Consider the following 20,027-nt stretch of genomic DNA (forward strand, 5'->3'; position numbering starts at 1 on the left):
CGCCCGCAGGCAGCGCAATCTAGCTGCGAACCGGCTTGCGTTCGTCGTCGGCTTCGCGCTTGTCAGCCGCGAACTCAGCCTCCAGCGCCTTTTCCATCGCCACGAGATCCTGCGGCAAAGGCATGCCGAAGGCCTTCAGCTCATTCAGCTTTTCCATGAGCTGAAGATAAAGCTCGTGCTTGTCCGTCGGCTCGTTCTGCATACGCGTCAGCAGGATACCAAGCTCCGCCTTGACGTCATCGAATGCCATTGCCGTTCCTCACCTGTTTTCACGTTCTTACTGGTCCCACGGTATATGGGCACTGGTTACCGTCTACTCCACGGGGAAGTCGAAATACCGCTCAGGGTAGGGTTCGCCGCGCAGGGTGTAATGCCACCACTCGCTGGGATTGTTGTAGAAGCCGCAGCCCCGCATGGCGCTTCGCAGCAGCTGCCTATTCTCCCGCTGCGCCGGACTGACCTTCCCCGTCAGCGTGTGGGACTTAAGCGAGAAACAATCAAACCCGGTTCCCATGTCGGCGCTGCCATCATCGCTGCGCACGCCGGCCTTTGAATCGCACGCGCGCACATCCGACGGAGTGGGACGAGACGCTTCCTCTTTCTGCGCGATAGGCACGATGGTGAGATCAATCGTGCTGCCACGGCTGTGCCCTGAGCGCGAGGCGATATAGCTGTCGCGAAAAAGGTTGCGCTTTTCGACCTCTGGGTAGAACTGAGACTTCATCTTCTCGTCGCGCAGGTTGCGTCCCCAGGCAACAAACGCGTTCACCGCACGCTGCGGCCGATAGCAGTCGTACGCCTTCAGCACATAGCCGCGCGGACGCAAGTCATCTGCAGCGCACTGCAAGGCCTTCGCTGCCTGACGTGTCAGCAGGCAGCGCGGCGCCTTATACCCAGGGATTGGCCGGCCAACGAAATTCTGCGCCGTCGTATAGCGCATTTCGACAACGAGATCGGGAACGACGGTCGACGCATCGACAAAGCCGCGCGGCGGATCACCGGCGTGTGCAGTCGCCAAGCTGGCAAGCACCACCGCGCCGGCGCCAATGAAGCGGCACATGATCTGTGCTTTCTGTTCAGGTTTTCTGGTACGTGCCGATGATCTGCGCCTCGGCCAGCACGTGCCCCTTCATCGCCTCCAGCACCTCAGGCTTCGTTGGCGACGAAAGCCCCTCGAGCTTTGTGTCGAGCGCATAGAGCTTGAAGAAATAGCGGTGCCGCCCGATCGGCGGACATGGGCCGCCATAGCCCGTCCGCTTCCAGTCGTTGAGACCATCGCCCGTGCCTTCCGGAAGCTTGGCGACGCTCTCTGCAAATCCCTTGGTGTCGGGTGGAAGGTTGTAGAGCACCCAATGCACGTACGTCATCTTCGGCGCCTTGGGATCGGGCGCATCAGGATCATCGACGATCAACACCAGGCTTTTCGCATCCTCGGGCACGCCCGCGAACGTCAGCGGCGGTGACACATCCGCTCCCTGGCACGTGTATTTGGCCGGGATTTCTCCGCCATCCTCGAATACGGACGATGTGATCTTCATCGACATGGCTGCTGCACCCTAGAACAGCTTCATTCCCGGAGGCAGCGGAAGGCCGCCGGCCATCTCCTGCATCTTCGACTGCAGCGTCGCATCGAGCTTAGCCTTGGCATCACTCGCGGCCGCGACGACGAGATCCTCTAAGATCTCCACCTCGTCGGCCTTTGCAAGGCTCGGATCGATCCGCACCTTCTTCACATCGCCCTTGCCGCTGAGCGTGACCTTCACGAGGCCGCCGCCCGACTGGCCATCGATTTCCAGCGCGGCAAGCTCCTCTTGCATCTGTTGCACGCGGGCCTGCATCTGACCCACCTGCTTCATCATGCCCATCAGGTCTTTCATGCGCTCATGTCTCCAATACTTGCCTCAGCCCGTGCCGGTCTCATCGCGCGGCGCGCTGATCAGCGGCCGAATATCCGCGATCTTTGCATCGGGAAATTGATCGAGCACCGCTTTCACTGCGGGGTGCGACCTCAACGCTTCCATCTCCGCCGCCTCGCGCTCGCGCCGCACTTCTCCGCGCGTGCGCTCGCCCTTGGCCTTCGACAGCACGACGACCCACTTGCGGCCGGTCCATCTGTTCAGCTTCTCGCGCAACTCGTTGGCAATGTGCGGCGGCGCACCCGGGAGCAGGAACATATCGATAGACCCTGCGGCCGCGTCGAACTTCACCAGGCTGACACGATCCTCCAGATGCACTTTCAGCATCATGTCGCGCCGCTCGCTCGCAATCGCGATCACGTCATCGAATGAGCGCGGATCAGCAAGAGCCGAGCCAGTGCCATCGCCCGCCAGATCATCGAGGGATGCCTCGTAATCGGCATCGAAACCGAGCCCGTCGTCGTCTGTATAATAGGCGTTGCTGTCGAACGGAATCGGCGCCGCGCTCGCCACCGCCGACATCTGCGAGCTTGGCTGGCTCTCCGGCGCTGCATTGAGCGGCGCGTTACGGCTGGCGCTCGTCTCGGCCGGCGCGGGCTTGCCACTGCGCGCCAGAGAACCTTCACCGCCGAGCATACGAATGAGTTCATCTGGCGCCGGCAGGTCGGCCGTATAAGCGAGCCGGATCAGCACCATCTCTGCAGCCGCCCGCGGATTCGCCGCCTTGCCGGTCTCCTCGCCGCCCTTCAGCAGCATCTGCCAGGCGCGCGACAGCAGTGGCACCGAAATCTGCGCGGCAATCGTCGATGCGCGGCGCTTCTCCTCCGCACTCAACGCCTCGCTGCCAGCGTCGGCACCGACAGCCTTCACGCGCGTCGCCGCATGCACGGCCTCGGCGAGGTCACCCAGCAATTGCACCGGCTCGGCGCCATCGCGATGCAGTTCATCGAGCGAGGTCAGCGCAGCTTTCACGTCACCGCGGAAGACGTGCTCCAGCAGATCGAAAATGCGCCCGCGATCCGCGAGACCGAGCATCGAGCGCACCGTCTCGACACGCACCGCGCCCTCGCCCATGGCGATCGCCTGGTCGAGCAGCGACAGGCCATCGCGCACCGACCCTTCCGCCGCGCGCGCGATCAGCGCCAATGCGTCGTCCTCTGCCTTGGCGCCTTCCTTGCTGACGATACGCGCAAAATGCGCCGACAGCTCAGGCACGTCGACGCGTCGCAGATCGAAGCGCTGCGTGCGCGACAGCACCGTCACCGGCACCTTGCGGATTTCCGTCGTCGCGAAAATGAATTTCACATGCTCTGGGGGCTCTTCCAGCGTCTTCAACAGCGCGTTGAACGCGCCCTTCGACAGCATGTGGACTTCGTCGATGATGAACACCTTGAAGCGCGCCGAGATCGGCTTGTAGCGCGCGCTTTCGATCAGCTCGCGGATATTGTCGACGCCCGTGTTCGAGGCCGCGTCCATCTCCAGCACATCGGGGTGCCGGCTCTCCATGATCTCGGCGCAATGCCGGCCGAGCTGAGGCATATCGAACGTCGGCGCCTTGGCCGTATCGGTCTCGTAATTCAGCGCCCTGGCCACGATTCGCGCCGTCGTCGTCTTGCCCACGCCGCGCACGCCGGTGAGCATATAGGCCTGCGCGATCCGACCGGACGAGAACGCGTTGCGCAGCGTCCGGACCATGGCCTCCTGGCCGATCAGGTCCTCGAAGCTCTGCGGCCGATACTTGCGCGCCAGCACGACGTACGGCTTTGCCGCCCCCGCGCCGGCAGCACCCGTCGTTTCCACATTGTCGGAGTTTTTCTTGGCCATGTCTCCACCTGTGGCCCGAAGGGCCAGGGAGCAAGGCGACCCGCGGCGAGCCGCGCCCCCGCGGAGGGCGCCGCATCGCGGAGCGATGCGATCAGCGCCCGTGAGCGAAATAAAGAGGAGACTGACGAACGACCCGCGTCCTGATCGTTAGGGCTGCTTCCTTCCGGACCTGACCCGGTTGGCGAGGGATACGTCCGCCGCCAGTCTCCCGATCTGATTATGATGGCTCACGCCCCGCGTTACAACCCTCCCCCGCGCCCACCCCCTTTGAAAGCCCACACCCTTCTTACGGCCCGTCATTTTTCCGCTCTAGGTTTCCCGGCAAGAAGATGCCCGCATCGAATTAGCGCGAATTTGACACTCCGCGGGCCCGAACCATAGGTTGGCTGCGCATTCATTCCGGGGGGACCGATTGCACATGAGGCATTTTGCGTCGCTATTGGCGTCCGTCTGCGCGCTGGCGGGAATCGCGGCGGCAATGCCAGCGATGGCGGCCTGCCCGGCCGGCGATGACCTCGACATCCAGCTTCGCGACAAGGAGCTACAGCGCCACCTCATTCTGTCGGGCGTACTCGGTGCCGAAATCGGCCGTGCCAACGAAAAGATGCTGCGCACCGCCGTGGCCGACTTCCGTGCTGCGAACGCCCTTCCCGGCACCGACCAGGACCTCCTCACCGAAGCCGAGTGCGACACCCTCAAGCACAACAACGACGCCGTCTACGCGTTCATCGGCTTCAAGCAGGTGGTCAATCCTGTCAACAGCCTGAAGATGACCTTCCCTGCCGCCCTTCTGCCACCTGAGGCAAAACCCTCTAACTTGAGCTGGCAGGAATACGAGAACCCCGCCGTGAGCCGCGTCGGCATCGACGTGTTTCGCGTCTCAGGCCGGGAATCCTCCAACAGCTCCTTCGCCCGCGGCTACCAGTCCTATAGCGCCCTGACCCTGACGTTCGTCCACAACTCGGGTTCCGAAATGATCGCCGAGGGCGCCGGTAACCGCTGGGGCTCGCGCTACTATTTCCACAACCTCAACTTCGAGTATCAGGGTGGCCAGCGCGGTATCTACCTGCGCTTCGACATGAAGCCACCGGCCAACTTCGTCCCGCCGCCGGAAATACTCGCCGCCGCTCGCCTCGAAAAGTCGAAGAAGGCCGTCACCAAGCTTTTCACCGGCGGAGTCGCCGGCGCCACGCCGCCCAATGAGAACGAGATCGCCTGGGCCCTCATTGCCCGCGCCGTATTCAACATCGTCGCGTCTGACTTCTATGACCAGAACGGCTGGCGCGAGCTGACGACGAAAAACTGCGTCTTCGGCTCGGCCCGTCGCGCCCGCCGCGGCGGCGTCCGTATTGTCTTTGCTACCACGCGGGCGATGGTCGACCGCGAGGGCGACATGAGCACCATGTTCGGCAACGCCCCGAGCGACAAGATCACCTTCGGCTGCGTGCAGGTGAACCCGCGCATCTCGCGCGGCGATAGCTCCTACCGAGGCGCCTGGCGCGGAGCAGCCCGGGCTGCCAATGCACGCATCAAGTTGCTTGAAGACCCCATCGACCGCACCAACGAGAATTATATCCGCATCATCGACACTTCGGCCTCGGAGGACGCGACGCACGCCCTCCTTGTCATCCACGGCTACAACAACTCCTTCCAGGAGGCGATGCAGGCCGCCGCCCGTATCGCGGGTGGCGCCGACTACAAGGGCCGCGTCTACATGTTCAGCTGGCCCAGCGTGCGCATGTCGTTGCGCTACCTGCAGGACGCCGACAACGCCGAGGAAGCCGAAGGCGCATTGCAAGCATTCCTGGCGGCCATCCTGCGAGACAACAACGTCCGCACGCTCGACGTCGTCGCCCACTCCATGGGCTCCCAGCAGCTCATGCGCGTGATGGGCTCGATCCGCGAAATTCTCGACAGCCGCCGCCACGACGAAGGCATGCTACGCTTGGGCCAGGTGGTGTTCGCCGCTCCTGACGTCTCAGCCGCTGTCTTCAACACCAAGATTCTTACCTGGGCCAAGCTCGCCCAGCGCGTGACGATCTACACGTCCGGCGGCGACTGGGTGCTTTGGCTGTCATCGTTCCTGCGCGGCTTCAACGATCGCGCCGGCGGGCATACCCCGTGGGGCGATCCGCTGCACGTCAACGCCAGCAACGTCTACGTCGTCGACAAGACACCGCCCGAGTACGACTTCTGGAAGTTTTTCACGTACACGCACGCCGACTATGTCGATGACAAAACAATCCTCAACGACATCCAGACCGTCATCACCGGCAAGCCTTCCGGCGATCCCAGCAAACGCGACCCCGACGGCAAGGTCTTCCGCGCGCAGCCTTACGCTGGCATGAGCGACAAGAAGTACTGGGAGACACTACCGGAAGGTCCGATCGCTGAAGCCAAGGACGCCGTCGAAGGGGCAAAGGAGGCCGTCAAGGAAGCTGTGAAGCCAGCTGGCGCCGAAACTCCACAGACGATACCCAACTATGCCCCACAGCCGTCTGAGCCGATGGCCGGCGCAGCACCTTCGCCCACGCCCCCGACCGCAACCGGCGCCACGCGTTAAACGCAGCGGCCGCCGTCGACTTCCATCGCCACTCCGGTGATGAACGATGAATCCGGCGCCGCCAGAAACAGGGCGGCGTTGGCGATGTCGTGCGGGCGCGATAGCCTTCCCAGCGGAATGGTTGCGAGGAACTTCGCCCTGTTCTGCGGCGTGTCCTCCATCCCCATGAACTGCGTCAGCATCCCCGTCTCGCCCATCACCGGATTGATGGCGTTCACGCGAATGTTCTTCGGCGCCAGCTCCGCCGCCATCGACTTCGTCAGCGTGATCACCGCGCCCTTCGATCCGTTGTACCAGGTAAGGCCCGGCCGCGGCCGCACACCGGCCGTCGAAGCTACATTGATGATCGAACCGCCGCCACGCTTCTCCATCTTTGGAACAGCAGCGATCGTCGACAGATAGATCGACTTCACGTTGACGGCATAGATGCGGTCGAACTCCGCTTCGCTCACGTCCATCAGCGGCTGATTACGATGCGTGACGCCGGCATTGTTGACGACGATGTCGAGCCCGCCGAACGCCTCCGTCGCCGCGCGCACCATCGCATCGACGTCCGCTTTCCGCGACACGTCCACTTGCACCGGGTGCATCTTGTCGCCGAAGCCGGCGCTCAGCGCCCGCACGCCCTCACCGTTGATATCGGCTGCAATGACGCGTGCGCCTTCCAGTACAAATCGCTCAGCGATCCCTCGCCCGAACCCGGAAGCCGCACCGGTGACGATCGCAACCTTACCCGCGAGTTGCATGCAGCCCTCCCTACTTAGCGCCGCCGGATCGGGATCATACCTTCAGCCGCAAGCCGCGCGGCCTCGGCGCGATAGGGGCTCGCCAAATATGTGCCGAGCACGCGCTTCTCCGACGAGAAGAACGACAATTCCTCCAGCGCCAGACGAACCATCCGGTCTGCTGGGTGCCCTTCGATATCGGCATAGAACATCGTCGCGTTGAACGTGCCTTCGAGCTGATAGCTTTCAAGCTTCGTCATGTTGACGCCGTTGGTCGCAAACCCACCCAGCGCCTTGTAGAGCGCCGCCGGCACGTTGCGTACGCGGAAGATGAACGTGGTGATCACCGGTCCATCCTCGGGCTCCGCGTCATCTGCCTCGGCTGACAGAACGACGAAGCGCGTCGTGTTGTGCACCTCGTCCTCGATGTCGCTGGCAAGCGTCTCGAGACCATAGATTTCGGCCGCGAGCGACGATGCGATCGCCGCCTGTGCCGGATCCTTCGCCTCCGAAACGATACGCGCCGACCCAGCCGTGTCCGCCTCCGGAACCGGCTTCAGCCCCATCTCGATCAGTTTGCGGCGGCACTGGCCCAGCGCCTGCGTGTGGCTCAGCACGCGCTTCACGGTCTCGAGCGTTGCCCCTGGCGTCGCCAGCAGCTGATGCCGTACGCGCAGGAAATGCTCCCCGACGATGTAGAGGTCGGCATCCGGCAGCAGGTGATGGATGTCGGCAACGCGCCCCGCCACCGAATTCTCGATCGGGATCATTGCCAGCCGTGCTTCGCCGGCCTTCACCGCCTGCAGCGCATCCTCGAACGTCGGGCACGCAACCGCCTCCATGTCCGGAAACGCCTCACGGCAAGCGAGGTGCGAATTCGCGCCCGGCTCGCCCTGATAGACGATGCGCTCCGCGGCGGGCCTTGCAGGATTGGTCATCGGGGTGTTGCCTGAGAGTGGGGGCTCCAGATATCGAAAGCCCCATGTGGACCGGAGGCCGTTCTATGCCTCTAGAGACGGCAGACCGCAAGCTGCCCATCGCGACCGCTGACCCGAGCCTGCGAAGCCCCAGTTCGTGTGCAATTGCAAAATCCGAAAGCCACTCCCGCCCAGGCAAGACAATCCGATGTCCCACGGACAACTGGTGCTAAAGTCCACCAGGCATGATGCCGGCGTAGGGCCAGGCCGAGGACACGACGATGATGGACAAAGGCTGGATCGTCCCCCGCACACTGGCGCTCACCGCCCTGATCGCAATCATATCCGCCACCAACCCAAACACCGCACAAAGCGGCCAGAACGAGGACTGGTGCTTCTCCGACCAGGAGCGCACCGACGACGAGACCATCACCGGCTGCACCGCCGTGATCGGCTCCGGCAAGCTCGGCAAGGACAAGCTTGCCACCGCTTACGCCAACCGCTGCCTGGCGCACCTACAGCGCAAGACCTTCGATCGCGCCATTGCCGACTGCACCGAGGCTGTCAGCATGGCCCCGGCCAACGCCATCGCGTTTGCCCAGCGCGGAGAAGCCTACTGCCGCACGGGCGACATAAAGCGCTGCGTCGCCGACTTCGACGAGGCGATGCGCATCGATCCTTCAGACCCTTCATTCGTCTACTTGCGTGGCATGGCGCGCGCCGACGCCGGCGACTCTGACGGCGCCATCGCCGACCTCACCAAAGCAATAGATCAGGATCCAGAAACGGCATCGGCCTATGTGCGCCGCGGCCAACTCTACGAGGCTGAAGGCGATAAATTCCGTGCCGCTGCCGACTATCGCAACGCCCTGCGCATCGACCCCACCGACGTATCCACGCGCGAGCGCCTCGAAGCATTCCGCAAATAACTCAATCGCCAGCCAGGCGTGCGCGCGCGTAACCAAGCATTTTTATGAATCCGTCGCCGCAGGCGACGATCCGCAAAGCTCTCCATGCGCACCTTTTTAAGGTCGCGTGGAACCCAGGCATTTAGTGCCACGTTGATGATTACCCGCACCGAACTGCGGAACGCATCAGAGGAGCACTCTCATGGGCAGCGCTACGGACAAGATCAAAGGTTACGCCAACCAGGTCGCTGGCAATATCAAGAGCGGTATTGGCAAGGCCACCGGCTCGGAAGAACTGGAAGTCAAAGGTTCTGTGCAGAACCTCAAAGGCAAGGCCCAGGTCGCCGTCGGCGATGTGAAGGAAACCGTCAAGGACGGCGCCAACAAAGCTGCCGACGAGATCAATCGCAATCTCTGAACCAGAACTTGCTGCCGATCGGCACGCGCACCAGGACCGGCATCCCAAACCGGCCCCTCTATCGCGTGGCCGCATCAGCCAAATGGACAGGAAACTCGCCCATGAAAATCGAAAAACTCAGCGACCTCTTCCTGCACACATTGCAGGATATCTACTATGCCGAGAACCACATCGTGAAAGCCTTGCCGAAGATGATCAAGGCATCCGATTCAAAGGAGCTCGCCAAGGCTTTCACCGATCATCTGGAGCAGACCAAGGAGCAAGTGACGCGGCTTCAGGAAGTATTCTCCATGCTCGATCAAAAGCCGAAGGCCACCAAATGCCCGGCTATTGATGGCATCCTCGAAGAAGCTCAGGAATTGATGAGTGAGATCAAGGATCCTGACACGAAGGACGCGGCTATGATCGCCGCAGCTCAGGCTGTCGAGCACTACGAGATTACCCGCTACGGCACACTCGTAGCCTGGGCAAATCTGCTGGGTTACAACTCCGCCTCGAAGCTGCTCGGGAAGACGCTGAAGGAAGAGTACGGCGCCGATTCCAAGCTGACGAAAATTGCCGAAGCGCACTTGAATGCCGAGGCCGTCGCCTAGTCGATAGCAGCAGCAGTCAGTTGAGACGGCGCGACCTGCGATGCCGAATTGGCTAGCTCGCGCCGTCGCCAACTGCGCAGGACGCAGCTACGCCAGCAACTGCCGTGCGCGTTCCAGGTCGTGAGGCGTATCGACGCCAAGCGGAACTGTATCGACGACAGTTACATCGATGCGCATGCCCGCTTCGAGCGCGCGCAACTGCTCCAGTTTCTCACGCTTCTCCAACGGCGAAGGCGGCAGCGAAACGAACCGCGCCAGCGCCGCACGCCGATATGCGTAGATGCCGATGTGATGATAGAGCGGGCCATCCCCGTAAGGCGCCGTCGCCCGCGTGAAGTAGAGCGCGCGCATCCGCCCGGCCACATCGAGCGGCGAGCCCACCACTTTGACGACGTTGGGATTGGTCTTCTCTTCCTCGACGCTGATCTCGGCAGCGAGCGTCGCGATATCCGGCCCCGCCTCCGCCAAAGGTGCCGCACACGCCGCAACGAGATGTGGCTCCAGGGTCGGCAGATCGCCCTGCAGGTTGACGATCACGTCGGCGGCCCCAGACGGATCGACACTATTGATCGCCTCGAAGATGCGGTCCGAACCCGACGCATGGTCGGCCCGCGTCATGAACGCCTCGCCGCCTGCCGCGGTCACCGCCGCAATAACGTCGTCAGAATCGGTTGCAACAACCACGCGGCCTGCCTCGGCGGCCATCGCTCTCCGCCACACCTGCACGATCATTGGCGCCCCGGCGATATCCACCATTGGCTTGCCCGGCAGTCGCGTAGCCTGCATGCGGGCTGGAATAACGATCAGGACGTTAGACACGTGAGACACCTTGGAATGGTGGAGCCGAGGCAATTGGTCCCGGGCGCACGCACATAGAACGTCGTCGCCCTCGGTTGCAAGCCGATGCGGAATTTCTATAGTCGCCCCGATTGTTCGGCGGGAGCCGGACGTAACAGGTGCGGAGCCGTGGAATGCTTGATTCCTTCGAGCTGTCGAAGATTGCCGGGGCAGTTTTGTGTGCCCTGCTGGTCATAGTCGGGTTCCGCACGGCGCTCGAAATTGCCGCCCACGATAAGGCGCCGGAAAAGCCCGGTTATGTCCTGCCACTGCCAGAAGCGGCGGCCGCACCGGCTGCAAATGGCGAAGCCGCTCCCGCCGAACCGGCCGCTCCTGCATTCGACGCCAAGGCCGTAGCTGACGCAGCCGCGTCAGGTGATGCCGCCGCCGGCCAAAAGGTCTTCAGCAAGTGCGCCGCCTGCCATTCGGGCGACAAGGGCGGCCCCAACAAAGTGGGCCCCAACCTCTGGGGTGTCGTCGGCCGCGCCAAGGCGAGCCACGAAGGCTTTAACTATTCCGACGCCATGAAGGCCAAGGGTGGTGACTGGACGCTGGAAGACCTCGCGCACTTCATCCACAAGCCCAAGGAATTCGTCCCCGGCACTAAGATGCTGTTCCCGGGAGTTGCCGATACGGGCGACCTGAGCAACCTGCTCGCTTACCTCAACACTCTGAAATAACAGCGCTCCGGCCATCCGGAGCCAAAATGACAGCAAGTTAACTCGCCCCGCGGCCCGTATTTTGCGAGGCTCGGGGCGTTGTCATGTCTAGAAGGTCACTTGCGGAGCGCGATGCCGTTCGAACTCCACTCGCCCCAGAGCCACACCTTCTTCAATCCCAAGACCAGTAAAAGGGAAAACGCCTGATGCGCTTGCGTCTCGACGTCCCCGCCGCATGCCTTGCAGCCCTGATCTGCTTCGCCGCCGGCCCCGCTTTCGCGCAGGAGCCGGCCTCTCCCCCCGCGACGGATCCGCAGGTCTCCCCGCCATCACCCCCGCGCCATCACGCCCTATCGCTTGTCGATAAGCCCAAGTTCGAGGCGGGATTCGACCATTTCGACTGGGTCAACCCCAATGCCCCCAAGGGCGGCACGCTGCGTGGTTTCGCCGAAGGCTCATTCGACAGCCTCAACGCCTTCAGCGTGAAGGGCGACCCTGCCGCCGGTCTTGGCCTCATCTACGATTCCCTGATGACCGGCAGCCCCGACGAGCCGTCGACCGAGTATTGCCTTATCTGCGAGTGGGTCTCCTACCCCGCCGACTATTCCTCGGTCACGTTCGGCCTTAACCCAAATGCGCGCTTCAACGACGGCACGCCGATAACGCCCGAAGATGTGATCTTCTCGCTCGATGCCCAGAAGAAAGCGCACCCGCGTATGGCGTTCTATTACAAGAACGTCGCGAAGGCCGAGAAGACCGGCCCCAACGAGGTGACCTTCACCTTCGACACCAAGAACAACCGCGAGCTTCCTCAGATCGTCGGGCAGCTCACCGTACTTCCCAAAAAGTGGTGGGAAGCGAATGGCACCGACGGCCAGCCCCGCGACATCACCAAATCGAGCCTCGAAGTGCCGCTCGGCTCCGGTGCTTACCGCATCAAGAGCTTCGATCCTGGCCGCTCCATCACCTACGAGCGCGTCAAGGACTACTGGGCCAAGGACCTGCCGGTTCAGAAGGGCCAGTATAACTTTGACGAGATGAACTACACCTACTTCCTCGATCGCACGCCTGGCTTCGAGCAGTTCAAGTCGGGCAAGATCGACTACTGGGCAGAGAGCGTCGCCAACCGCTGGGCCACGGCCTACAACTTCCCCGCCATCGAAAAAGGCTGGGTGAAGAAGGAGGCGATCCCCGTCAAGCGCGTCGCTCCGATGCAATCGTTCGTCTTCAATCAGCGCCGCAAGCAGTTCCAGGATCCGCGCGTACGCAAAGCCTTCGCGCTCGCCTTCAACTTCGAGGAAGCCAACAAGAAGCTGTTCTATAATTCTTACGTGCGCGTCGGCAGCTACTTCGACAATTCCGAACTTGCCGCCAAGGGCCTCCCTGAAGGGCGCGAGCTGGAGATCCTCAACGAGGTCAAGGACGAGGTGCCACCCGATGTGTTCACCACCGAGTGGAAGAACCCTGTCAACAACAGCACCGACGACTTCCGGAATCACATGCGCGAGGCTTCTAAGCTTCTCAACGAAGCCGGCTGGAAGCTCGACGGCAGACAGCTGAAGAATGCGCAGGGCGAGACGCTCAATGCCGAATTCCTGCTCGTCCAGCCCGAGTTCGAGCGCATCGTCCTGCCCTACATCCAGGACCTCCAGAAACTCGGCATCAATGCCTCGGTGCGCATCGTCGACAGCGCGCAATATAAGCGCCGCGAGGACTCGCACGACTACGACATCATTATCGACAGCTTCCCGCAGTCGGAATCGCCCGGCAACGAGCAGCGCGACTTCTGGGGCTCGGCGGCAGCCGACCGCGACGGCACCAAGAACACCGCCGGCATCAAGAACCCGGCGATCGACAAGCTGATCGACAAGGTCGTCTTTGCCAAGGACCGCGCCGACCTCGTCGCAGCGACGCGTGCACTCGATCGCGTGCTATTGTGGAACTACTACGTCGTCCCGCAGTGGCATTACCCCTATGAGCGCATCGCCTACTGGGATGTGTTCGGCCGCCCAGCCAAGACGCCGTCTCAAACCTCCGCCCTCACACAGACGTGGTGGTTCGACGCCGAAAAGGAAAAGGCCCTAGCAGCACAGCGGGGCCAGTGATGGCGATCCAGCAGGAGGCACGACCGGTGCGACAGCCCGATATGCTCACCCGCTTCGCCACACTCGCCTTCGCCGCAGCCGCTCTCGCCTCCGGGGTCATCGCCCCGGGGGCCCTCATCTCCAAGGCAACGGCCGAACCCCGCCATGGCCTTTCGGCTTTCGGCGACTTGAAGTACCCGGCCGACTTCAAGCACTTCGAATATGTAAATCCGGACGCCCCCAAGGGTGGCCGCCTCGCCATGATCGGCACGGCCAGCCGCACCACCTTCGATAGTTTTAACAACTTCATTCTCAAGGGCGACGCTGCCCAGGGCCTCGAGTATCTGTTCGACAGCCTGATGGCCCGCGCTGTCGATGAACCCGACGCGGTCTATGGCCTCATCGCGGAAAGCGCTGACCTCGCCCCTGACAAAATGTCGGTCGTCTTCAAGCTCCGCCCCGAAGCAAAGTTCGCTGACGGCACGCCCGTCACCGCCGACGACTTGGTCTTCTCGTTCGAGACGCTGAAATCAAAAGGCCATCCGAACTATCAGCTCACGCTACGCGACGTTGAGAAGGCCGAAGCGGTTGATCCGCACACCGTACGCTACACATTCAAAGGCAATCTCGTGCGCGACCTGCCCCTCGTCGTCGCCGAGCTGCCGGTGCTGTCAAAAGCCTTCTACACCGCACACCCATTCGATCAGAGCTCGCTCGAAAAACCGCTCGCCTCAGGTCCCTACGCGATCGCCGACTACAAGCCGGGTACATACGTCACCTACAAGCGCCGCCCCGACTATTGGGCCAAGGACTTGCCGGTGAACCGCGGCCGCTTCAATTTCGATGAGCTGCGCTACGAATACTATCGCGACCGCACGCTGGAGCTGGAAGGCCTTAAAGCCGGCAACTTCGACTATCGCGAGGAGTTCACCTCTATCGACTGGGCGACTGCCTATAACATCCCCTCGATCAAAGAAGGCCGCCTCGTCCGCGAGACACTGCCCGATGGCCGCCCGTCCGGCGCGCAGGGCTTCTTCATCAACATGCGGCGCGACAAGTTCAAAGACCCGCGCGTACGCAAAGCCCTCGATCTCGCCTTCGACTTCGAATGGTCGAACAAGAACCTGTTCTTCGAGCTCTATACGCGCACGCAGAGCTACTTTGAAAATTCGGACATGAAGGCCGTCGGCCCGCCGAGCGCCGAGGAGCTGGTGCTACTCGAACCCTATCGCAAACAGCTCCCCCCCGAAGTCTTCGGCGAACCCTATACGCCGCCCGCCACCGATGGTTCAGGGCGCAACCGCGACAACCTCAAGAAAGCTCACGATCTTCTCGCCGCTGCCGGCTACGGCGCCGGAGGCAAGCCGCTCGACATTGAGATCCTCAGCTTCGAATCCGGCTTCGAGCGCATCATCCTGCCCTACGTCGCCAATCTGAAACGCGTCGGCATCAACGCCAGTCTGCGTATGATCGACCCCGCGCAATACGAGCGCCGCATCAAGAGCTTCGACTTCGACATGGCGATCCAGCGTTACTCGCTGCGCCTCACGCCCGGCGTCGAGGTCAAATCCTACTGGGGATCGGACGCGGCCAAGATGGATGGGAGCTTCAATCTTTCCGGCATTTCCGATCCCGTTGTCGACGCTCTGATGACAAAGATGATAGAAGCGAAGACGCGCGCCGATCTAACGATAGCCGCCCGCGCCTTGGATCGCGTACTGCGCGCCGGCAATTACTGGGTGCCGCAGTGGTATAAGCCCGTGCATACCGTTGCGTACTGGAACAAGTTTTCACGTCCAGCCGTCATGCCCAAATACGACGAGGGCGTCATCGACACCTGGTGGTTCGATCCCGACAAAGCCGCCAAGCTGAAGCAGAATTGAGCCCCGCACCATGGTCGCCTACTTCCTCAAGCGCCTGCTGCTGATCATCCCGACGCTATTCGGCATCATGCTGATCAGCTTCATCATCATTCAGTTTGCACCAGGCGGCCCCGTCGATCGCATCATCGCTCAGCTCAGCGGCAATGACTCATCCCTGGTCTCCCGCATCGGCGGCGGCGGTAGCGAAACGCTCTCCGGCGGCAATCAGGCAGCACTGGGTCAGGGCGGCGCCGACGCCATCACCTCGAAGTACCGCGGCGCCCAGGGCCTCGACCCCGAATTCATCAAGAGCCTCGAAAAGCAGTTCGGCTTCGACAAGCCCGCGTACGAGCGCTTTTACCTGATGATGAAGAACTACCTCACCTTCAACTTCGGCAAGAGCTACTTCCGCGACGTCTCGGTATTGCAGCTCATCAAGGAAAAGCTGCCCGTCTCCATATCGCTCGGCCTGTGGATGATGCTGCTCTCCTACATGATCTCGATCCCGCTCGGCATCCGCAAAGCCGTGCACGACGGCGAGCCCTTCGACACCTGGTCGAGCACCATCCTGGTCATTGCTTACGCCGTGCCCGGCTTCCTCTTCGCCGTGCTGCTGCTTGTGCTATTCGCTGGCAGCGCTTTCGTCCAGTGGTTCCCCTCGCGCGGGCTGACCTCCGACAACTTCGATCAGCTCTCCCTGTTCGGCAAAGTCGTCGATTACTTCTGGCATCTGACGTTGCCTATCATCGCCATGTCGTTGACCGCATTCACGACCATGACGTTCCTCACCAAGAACTCGTTCCTCGACGAGATCCGCAAGCAGTATGTGACCACCGCACGCGCCAAGGGCCTCACTGAAGGTCGCGTGCTTTACGGGCACGTCTTCCGCAACGCCATGCTGCTGATCATCGCCGGCTTCCCCGGCGCCTTCATCTCGGCGTTCTTCTCCGGCGCCCTGCTGATCGAGACCATCTTCTCGCTCGACGGTCTCGGCCTCCTGTCGTTCGAGTCGATCGAAAAGCGAGACTATCCCGTGGTCTTCGCCACGCTTTGGATCTTCTCGCTGATGGGCCTTTTGCTCAACATCGTCTCCGACTTCGTCTATACGCTCGTTGATCCCCGCATCGACTTCGAGAGCCGGGAGGTCTAGCGATGGACGATCTGAGAGCTCTCGAAACGCCGCTGCCGCAATCGCAGCCACCGCCCGAGGAAGAACATCGCGCGCAGATGCCAGAATGGCTGCGCCGGCGGATGCCCTCCACCGACAAGCTCTCGCCGCTCAACCAGCGCCGCTTCGCCAACTTCAAGGCCAACCGGCGCGGCTATCGCAGCCTGTGCATCTTCCTCGTCATCTTCACGCTGTCGCTGTTCGCCGAATTCATCGCCAACGATCGCCCGCTGCTCGTCAGCTACAAGGGCGAGTGGCTGTCTCCGGTGCTCGTCGATTACCCGGAAGAGAAGTTCGGCGGCTTCCTCGCCGTCACCGACTACAAGGACCCGGTGATCCTTGACGAGATCAACGCCAACGGTTGGGCTATCTGGCCACCGATCCGCTATTCTTACGACACGATCAACAAGGACTACCCGGGCCGTAAGTCGTCCGACGGGCTTTGTCTCGGCTATCCGGCCCCGCCGCCCTGGGCCTCGAGTCTGCCGCTGTGCGATGCCCCGCCCGATCAGCTCGCCCGCTTCAACGCGTTCGGCAACACCAACTGGCTCGGCCTCGACGACCAGGGACGCGATATCGTCGCCCGCGTGATTTACGGCTTCCGTATCTCGGTGCTGTTCGGCCTCCTGCTCGCCGTCCTCTCCGCCATGATCGGCGTCACGGCGGGCGCCGTACAGGGCTACTTCGGCGGCAAGACCGATCTCATCTTCCAGCGCTTCCTTGAAGTCTGGTCGTCCGTGCCATCGCTGTTCGTGCTGATCATCATCTCCTCGGTGCTGATCCCCGGGTTCTGGACGTTGCTCGGCATCTTATTGCTGTTCGAATGGGTGAACCTCGTCGGTGTCGTGCGCGCCGAATTCTTGCGCGCGCGCAACTTCGAGTATGTCAAAGCCGCTCGTGCGCTCGGCCTGTCGCACCGCAAGATCATGTGGAAGCACATGCTCCCGAACGCCATGGTGGCGACGCTCACCTTCCTGCCCTTCCAGCTATCCGGCGCCGTCGCCGCGCTGACCGCACTAGACTTCCTCGGCCTCGGCCTGCCGCCCGGATCGCCGTCGCTGGGTGAATTGCTGCTTCAGGGCAAGCGCCACCTCGAAGCCCCATGGCTCGGCCTCACCGGGTTCTTCTCCGTCGCCATCATGCTGTCGCTCTTCATCTTCATCGGCGAGGCCGTGCGCGATGCGCTCGACCCGCGCAAGACGTTCCGTTAGGAGACCGCGATGACAGCGCACAATTATCATCGCGCCCTGCTTGACGTCCGCGACCTGTCGGTCGCATTCGCGCGCGGCACCGCCATCGCCGCCGAAGATGTCTCGTTCCGCATCGGCAAGGGCGAGACCGTCGCCCTCGTCGGCGAATCCGGATCCGGCAAGACCGTATCCGCCCTGTCGATCCTGCGCCTGCTGCCCTACCCGTCCGCCTCGCACCCCGCCGGCGAGATCTGGTTCGAGGGCCGCGACATGCTCAAGCTCTCCGAGAAGCAACTGCAGCGCGTGCGCGGCAATCGCATCTCGATGATCTTTCAGGAGCCGATGACTTCGCTCAATCCGCTCCACACCATTGAGCGGCAGGTCGGCGAGGTGCTGCGCATCCACAAGCACATGGACGAGAAGTCTGTGCGCGCCCGCGTGCTGGAGCTGCTGCACAAGGTCGGCATCCGCGACCCCGAGCAGCGCCTCGACGCCTACCCTCATCAATTGTCCGGAGGCCAGCGCCAGCGCGTGATGATCGCCATGGCGCTTGCCAACGAGCCAGACCTGCTGATTGCAGACGAGCCCACCACAGCGCTCGACGTCACGATCCAGGCGCAGATCCTCGAGCTGCTGAAGCAGCTGCAGCGCGAGATGGGCATGGCGATGCTGCTCATCACCCATGACCTCGGCATCGTGCGCAAAATGGCCGAGCGCGTTTACATCATGAAGAGCGGCCACATCGTCGAGGAAGGCGAGACCGAGCAAATCTTCACAGCGCCTCGCCACGCCTACACCAAGCAGCTTCTCGCCGCCGAGCCTAAGGGCGACCCGCCTCCCGCCAACGACAGCGCGCCGGTCGTCGTCGAGACTGAAAATCTCAAGGTCTGGTTCCCGATCAAGCGCGGCCTCATGCGTCGAACCGTCGACTACGTGAAGGCAGTCGATGGGCTCTCACTCAAGCTGCGCAAAGGTCAGACACTCGGCGTCGTCGGAGAGTCCGGCTCCGGCAAGACCACCCTCGGCCTTGCAATCCTGCGTCTGATCTCCTCCGAAGGGCCCATCGTCTACATGGGCAAGCGCATCGACGGCTTCACCAGCCGCGACATGCGCCCCTTGCGCAAAGACATGCAGATCGTCTTCCAGGACCCATATGGTTCGCTCTCGCCGCGTCTCTCCGTCGGCCAGATCATCGAGGAAGGTCTGACCATCCAGGCGCCCGAGCTCAGCGCCGCCGAGCGCCGCGCGCGGGTCAGCACCGCGTTGAAGGAAGTCGGCCTCGACCCCGATGCGCAGGATCGCTACCCGCACGAATTTTCCGGTGGCCAGCGCCAGCGCATCGCCATCGCCCGCGCCATGGTGCTGCAGCCGCCGTTCATCATGCTCGACGAGCCGACCAGCGCACTCGATATGTCGGTGCAGGCGCAGATCGTCGACCTGTTGCGCGACCTGCAGAAGAAGCGCGATCTCGCCTACCTCTTCATCAGCCACGACCTGAAAGTCATCCGCGCGTTGTGCAACTATGTTGTCGTCATGCGCAACGGAAAGGTCGTAGAGGAAGGCGCCGCCGCGGAGGTCTTCGCTAACCCGAAGGAAGACTACACCAAGGCCCTGTTCGCCGCGGCGTTCAACATCTCCGTCGAGCACGCGAACGTGCTTGCCGGCTGAATAGGCTCAGTTGCCTCCCGGAGGATTCCATGCCGCTAGTGCAGAACGCCAAGCTGAAGCTTTATCACGCCGCACGCACCCGCGCCGCCATGGCGCTGTGGATGCTGGAAGAGCTGGACGAGCCGTTCTCCATCGAACTGCTGACACTGCAAAAGGGCGATCAGCGCAAGCCTGAATACCTCGCCATCAACCCGATGGGAAAAGTGCCCACCCTTGTCGACGGCGATACCATCGTCAGCGAAGTCTCCGCCATCTGCTGCTACCTGGCCGACGCCTATCCCAAAGCCGGGCTCGCCCCCGCCGTGCACGATCCACTGCGCGGCCCCTATCTCAAATGGCTGTTCTATTCCCCGAGCTGCATCGAGCCGGTCATGATCGACAAGGCGCTCAGCCGCACAGCCGCACCGCGCACCACGTCCGGCTGGGCCGACTATGACACTGTGATTTCCGTGGTGCGCGACGCCGTAGCAAAGGCATCGCCATATTTGCTCGGCGAGCGCTTCACGGCCGCCGACATCGTCATCGGCTCTGCGCTACGTTGGGGCATTCAATTCAAGCTCCTGCCCGACCTTCCCGAGTTCGTCGCGTACGTTGATTTGCTGAACCAGCGACCCGCGTTGCAGCGGCAGCTCGCCTACGACGCGTCCATCGAGCAGCAGATAACCGCGTAAAAGTGGTTCCGCTCCGGGTTGGTT

19 protein-coding genes and 1 other RNA gene are annotated in these 20,027 nt (G+C 62.4%); 11 read left to right on the plus strand and 9 right to left on the minus strand.

The window, feature by feature from the left end; translation table 11 throughout:
• Positions 1-19 precede the first annotated feature (19 nt).
• The 6 genes from NDB2M4_RS07735 to ffs all read right to left on the minus strand — a co-directional run bounded on the left by NDB2M4_RS07735 (position 20) and on the right by ffs (position 3,949).
• Positions 20-250 (minus strand): hypothetical protein, encoded by a 231-nt coding sequence (locus NDB2M4_RS07735; RefSeq protein ID WP_072372707.1) that lies wholly within the window; start codon positions 248-250, stop codon positions 20-22.
• 63 nt (positions 251-313) lie between these two features.
• Complete coding sequence (locus NDB2M4_RS07740; RefSeq protein ID WP_072372710.1) at positions 314-1,060, minus strand: M15 family metallopeptidase; 747 nt, start codon at positions 1,058-1,060, stop codon at positions 314-316.
• 16 nt (positions 1,061-1,076) lie between these two features.
• Positions 1,077-1,544 (minus strand): YbhB/YbcL family Raf kinase inhibitor-like protein, encoded by a 468-nt coding sequence (locus NDB2M4_RS07745; RefSeq protein ID WP_072372712.1) that lies wholly within the window; start codon positions 1,542-1,544, stop codon positions 1,077-1,079.
• Positions 1,545-1,556: 12 nt separating this feature from the next.
• Positions 1,557-1,877 carry a YbaB/EbfC family nucleoid-associated protein gene (locus NDB2M4_RS07750; RefSeq protein WP_072372714.1) on the minus strand — a complete coding sequence of 107 codons (321 nt, stop codon included), beginning with the start codon at positions 1,875-1,877 and terminating at the stop codon, positions 1,557-1,559.
• Between the two features lie 24 nt (positions 1,878-1,901).
• Entirely contained in the window at positions 1,902-3,740 is a 1,839-nt protein-coding gene (locus NDB2M4_RS07755; RefSeq protein ID WP_072372717.1) for a DNA polymerase III subunit gamma/tau, read from the minus strand.
• Between the two features lie 113 nt (positions 3,741-3,853).
• Positions 3,854-3,949, minus strand: an RNA gene (gene ffs / locus NDB2M4_RS07760) — signal recognition particle sRNA small type.
• A gap of 209 nt (positions 3,950-4,158) precedes the next feature.
• On the opposite strand from ffs, the gene NDB2M4_RS07765 reads away from it, so the two are divergent.
• A complete protein-coding gene (locus NDB2M4_RS07765) occupies positions 4,159-6,303 on the plus strand; it encodes an alpha/beta hydrolase (RefSeq protein WP_083556018.1) in 2,145 nt (714 codons plus the stop codon).
• Here the strand turns inward: NDB2M4_RS07765 and NDB2M4_RS07770 are convergent.
• A complete protein-coding gene (locus NDB2M4_RS07770; RefSeq protein WP_072372723.1) occupies positions 6,300-7,049 on the minus strand; it encodes an SDR family oxidoreductase in 750 nt (249 codons plus the stop codon). The two genes, NDB2M4_RS07765 and NDB2M4_RS07770, sit on opposite strands and share 4 nt — an antisense overlap.
• A gap of 14 nt (positions 7,050-7,063) precedes the next feature.
• Positions 7,064-7,966, minus strand: a complete 903-nt coding sequence (locus NDB2M4_RS07775; RefSeq protein ID WP_072372726.1) for a prephenate dehydratase — start codon at positions 7,964-7,966, stop codon at positions 7,064-7,066.
• A gap of 260 nt (positions 7,967-8,226) precedes the next feature.
• On the opposite strand from NDB2M4_RS07775, the gene NDB2M4_RS07780 reads away from it, so the two are divergent.
• The 3 genes from NDB2M4_RS07780 (at position 8,227) to NDB2M4_RS07790 (ending at position 9,864) form a co-directional block, all read left to right on the plus strand.
• The gene (locus tag NDB2M4_RS07780; RefSeq protein WP_072372729.1) at positions 8,227-8,874 is read left to right on the plus strand and encodes a tetratricopeptide repeat protein; all 648 of its coding nucleotides are present in this window, start codon (positions 8,227-8,229) and stop codon (positions 8,872-8,874) included.
• Between the two features lie 181 nt (positions 8,875-9,055).
• Positions 9,056-9,271: a CsbD family protein gene (locus NDB2M4_RS07785; protein ID WP_072372732.1), complete on the plus strand. Its 216-nt coding sequence runs from the start codon at positions 9,056-9,058 to the stop codon at positions 9,269-9,271.
• Between the two features lie 101 nt (positions 9,272-9,372).
• Positions 9,373-9,864 carry a YciE/YciF ferroxidase family protein gene (locus NDB2M4_RS07790; protein ID WP_072373395.1) on the plus strand — a complete coding sequence of 164 codons (492 nt, stop codon included), beginning with the start codon at positions 9,373-9,375 and terminating at the stop codon, positions 9,862-9,864.
• Between the two features lie 87 nt (positions 9,865-9,951).
• On the opposite strand, the gene NDB2M4_RS07795 is transcribed toward NDB2M4_RS07790, so the two are convergent.
• Positions 9,952-10,683, minus strand: a complete 732-nt coding sequence (locus tag NDB2M4_RS07795) for a 3-deoxy-manno-octulosonate cytidylyltransferase (protein WP_072372735.1) — start codon at positions 10,681-10,683, stop codon at positions 9,952-9,954.
• A 152-nt stretch (positions 10,684-10,835) separates the two neighbouring features.
• Here NDB2M4_RS07795 and NDB2M4_RS07800 point away from each other — a divergent pair, with 152 nt between their 5' ends.
• The 7 genes from NDB2M4_RS07800 (at position 10,836) to NDB2M4_RS07830 (ending at position 20,003) form a co-directional block, all read left to right on the plus strand.
• On the plus strand, positions 10,836-11,381 hold the full coding sequence (locus NDB2M4_RS07800) for a c-type cytochrome (RefSeq protein ID WP_072372738.1): 546 nt from the start codon (positions 10,836-10,838) through the stop codon (positions 11,379-11,381).
• Positions 11,382-11,566: 185 nt separating this feature from the next.
• Positions 11,567-13,465 (plus strand): extracellular solute-binding protein, encoded by a 1,899-nt coding sequence (locus NDB2M4_RS07805; RefSeq protein WP_072372741.1) that lies wholly within the window; start codon positions 11,567-11,569, stop codon positions 13,463-13,465.
• A gap of 26 nt (positions 13,466-13,491) precedes the next feature.
• Positions 13,492-15,327, plus strand: coding sequence for an extracellular solute-binding protein (locus tag NDB2M4_RS07810; RefSeq protein ID WP_348533037.1), 1,836 nt, complete (start codon positions 13,492-13,494; stop codon positions 15,325-15,327).
• 10 nt (positions 15,328-15,337) lie between these two features.
• Entirely contained in the window at positions 15,338-16,456 is a 1,119-nt protein-coding gene (gene yejB, locus NDB2M4_RS07815) for a microcin C ABC transporter permease YejB (protein ID WP_072372744.1), read from the plus strand.
• Between the two features lie 77 nt (positions 16,457-16,533).
• Positions 16,534-17,685 carry an ABC transporter permease gene (locus NDB2M4_RS07820; RefSeq protein ID WP_072373401.1) on the plus strand — a complete coding sequence of 384 codons (1,152 nt, stop codon included), beginning with the start codon at positions 16,534-16,536 and terminating at the stop codon, positions 17,683-17,685.
• Positions 17,686-17,694: 9 nt separating this feature from the next.
• Positions 17,695-19,332, plus strand: coding sequence for an ABC transporter ATP-binding protein (locus NDB2M4_RS07825; protein ID WP_072372746.1), 1,638 nt, complete (start codon positions 17,695-17,697; stop codon positions 19,330-19,332).
• Between the two features lie 29 nt (positions 19,333-19,361).
• Positions 19,362-20,003, plus strand: coding sequence for a glutathione S-transferase family protein (locus NDB2M4_RS07830; protein ID WP_072372749.1), 642 nt, complete (start codon positions 19,362-19,364; stop codon positions 20,001-20,003).
• The last annotated feature ends 24 nt before the right edge of the window (positions 20,004-20,027 follow it).

The sequence above is a fragment of the Hyphomicrobium sp. NDB2Meth4 genome, from assembly GCF_900117445.1.
In the GTDB taxonomy this organism is placed as follows: Bacteria; Pseudomonadota; Alphaproteobacteria; order Rhizobiales; family Hyphomicrobiaceae; genus Hyphomicrobium_A.

Coding starts and splice junctions, on each gene's coding strand:
- NDB2M4_RS07740 (WP_072372710.1), bottom strand. CDS start 1,060: ATGTGCCGCTTCATTGGCGCCGGCGCGGTGGTGCTTGCCAGCTTGGCG.
- NDB2M4_RS07830 (WP_072372749.1), top strand. CDS start 19,362: ATGCCGCTAGTGCAGAACGCCAAGCTGAAGCTTTATCACGCCGCACGC.
- NDB2M4_RS07805 (WP_072372741.1), top strand. CDS start 11,567: ATGCGCTTGCGTCTCGACGTCCCCGCCGCATGCCTTGCAGCCCTGATC.
- NDB2M4_RS07765 (WP_083556018.1), top strand. CDS start 4,159: ATGAGGCATTTTGCGTCGCTATTGGCGTCCGTCTGCGCGCTGGCGGGA.
- NDB2M4_RS07800 (WP_072372738.1), top strand. CDS start 10,836: ATGCTTGATTCCTTCGAGCTGTCGAAGATTGCCGGGGCAGTTTTGTGT.
- NDB2M4_RS07750 (WP_072372714.1), bottom strand. CDS start 1,877: ATGAAAGACCTGATGGGCATGATGAAGCAGGTGGGTCAGATGCAGGCC.
- NDB2M4_RS07775 (WP_072372726.1), bottom strand. CDS start 7,966: ATGACCAATCCTGCAAGGCCCGCCGCGGAGCGCATCGTCTATCAGGGC.
- NDB2M4_RS07735 (WP_072372707.1), bottom strand. CDS start 250: ATGGCATTCGATGACGTCAAGGCGGAGCTTGGTATCCTGCTGACGCGT.
- NDB2M4_RS07770 (WP_072372723.1), bottom strand. CDS start 7,049: ATGCAACTCGCGGGTAAGGTTGCGATCGTCACCGGTGCGGCTTCCGGG.
- NDB2M4_RS07745 (WP_072372712.1), bottom strand. CDS start 1,544: ATGTCGATGAAGATCACATCGTCCGTATTCGAGGATGGCGGAGAAATC.
- NDB2M4_RS07780 (WP_072372729.1), top strand. CDS start 8,227: ATGATGGACAAAGGCTGGATCGTCCCCCGCACACTGGCGCTCACCGCC.
- NDB2M4_RS07785 (WP_072372732.1), top strand. CDS start 9,056: ATGGGCAGCGCTACGGACAAGATCAAAGGTTACGCCAACCAGGTCGCT.
- NDB2M4_RS07825 (WP_072372746.1), top strand. CDS start 17,695: ATGACAGCGCACAATTATCATCGCGCCCTGCTTGACGTCCGCGACCTG.
- yejB (WP_072372744.1), top strand. CDS start 15,338: ATGGTCGCCTACTTCCTCAAGCGCCTGCTGCTGATCATCCCGACGCTA.
- NDB2M4_RS07790 (WP_072373395.1), top strand. CDS start 9,373: ATGAAAATCGAAAAACTCAGCGACCTCTTCCTGCACACATTGCAGGAT.
- NDB2M4_RS07820 (WP_072373401.1), top strand. CDS start 16,534: ATGCCAGAATGGCTGCGCCGGCGGATGCCCTCCACCGACAAGCTCTCG.
- NDB2M4_RS07755 (WP_072372717.1), bottom strand. CDS start 3,740: ATGGCCAAGAAAAACTCCGACAATGTGGAAACGACGGGTGCTGCCGGC.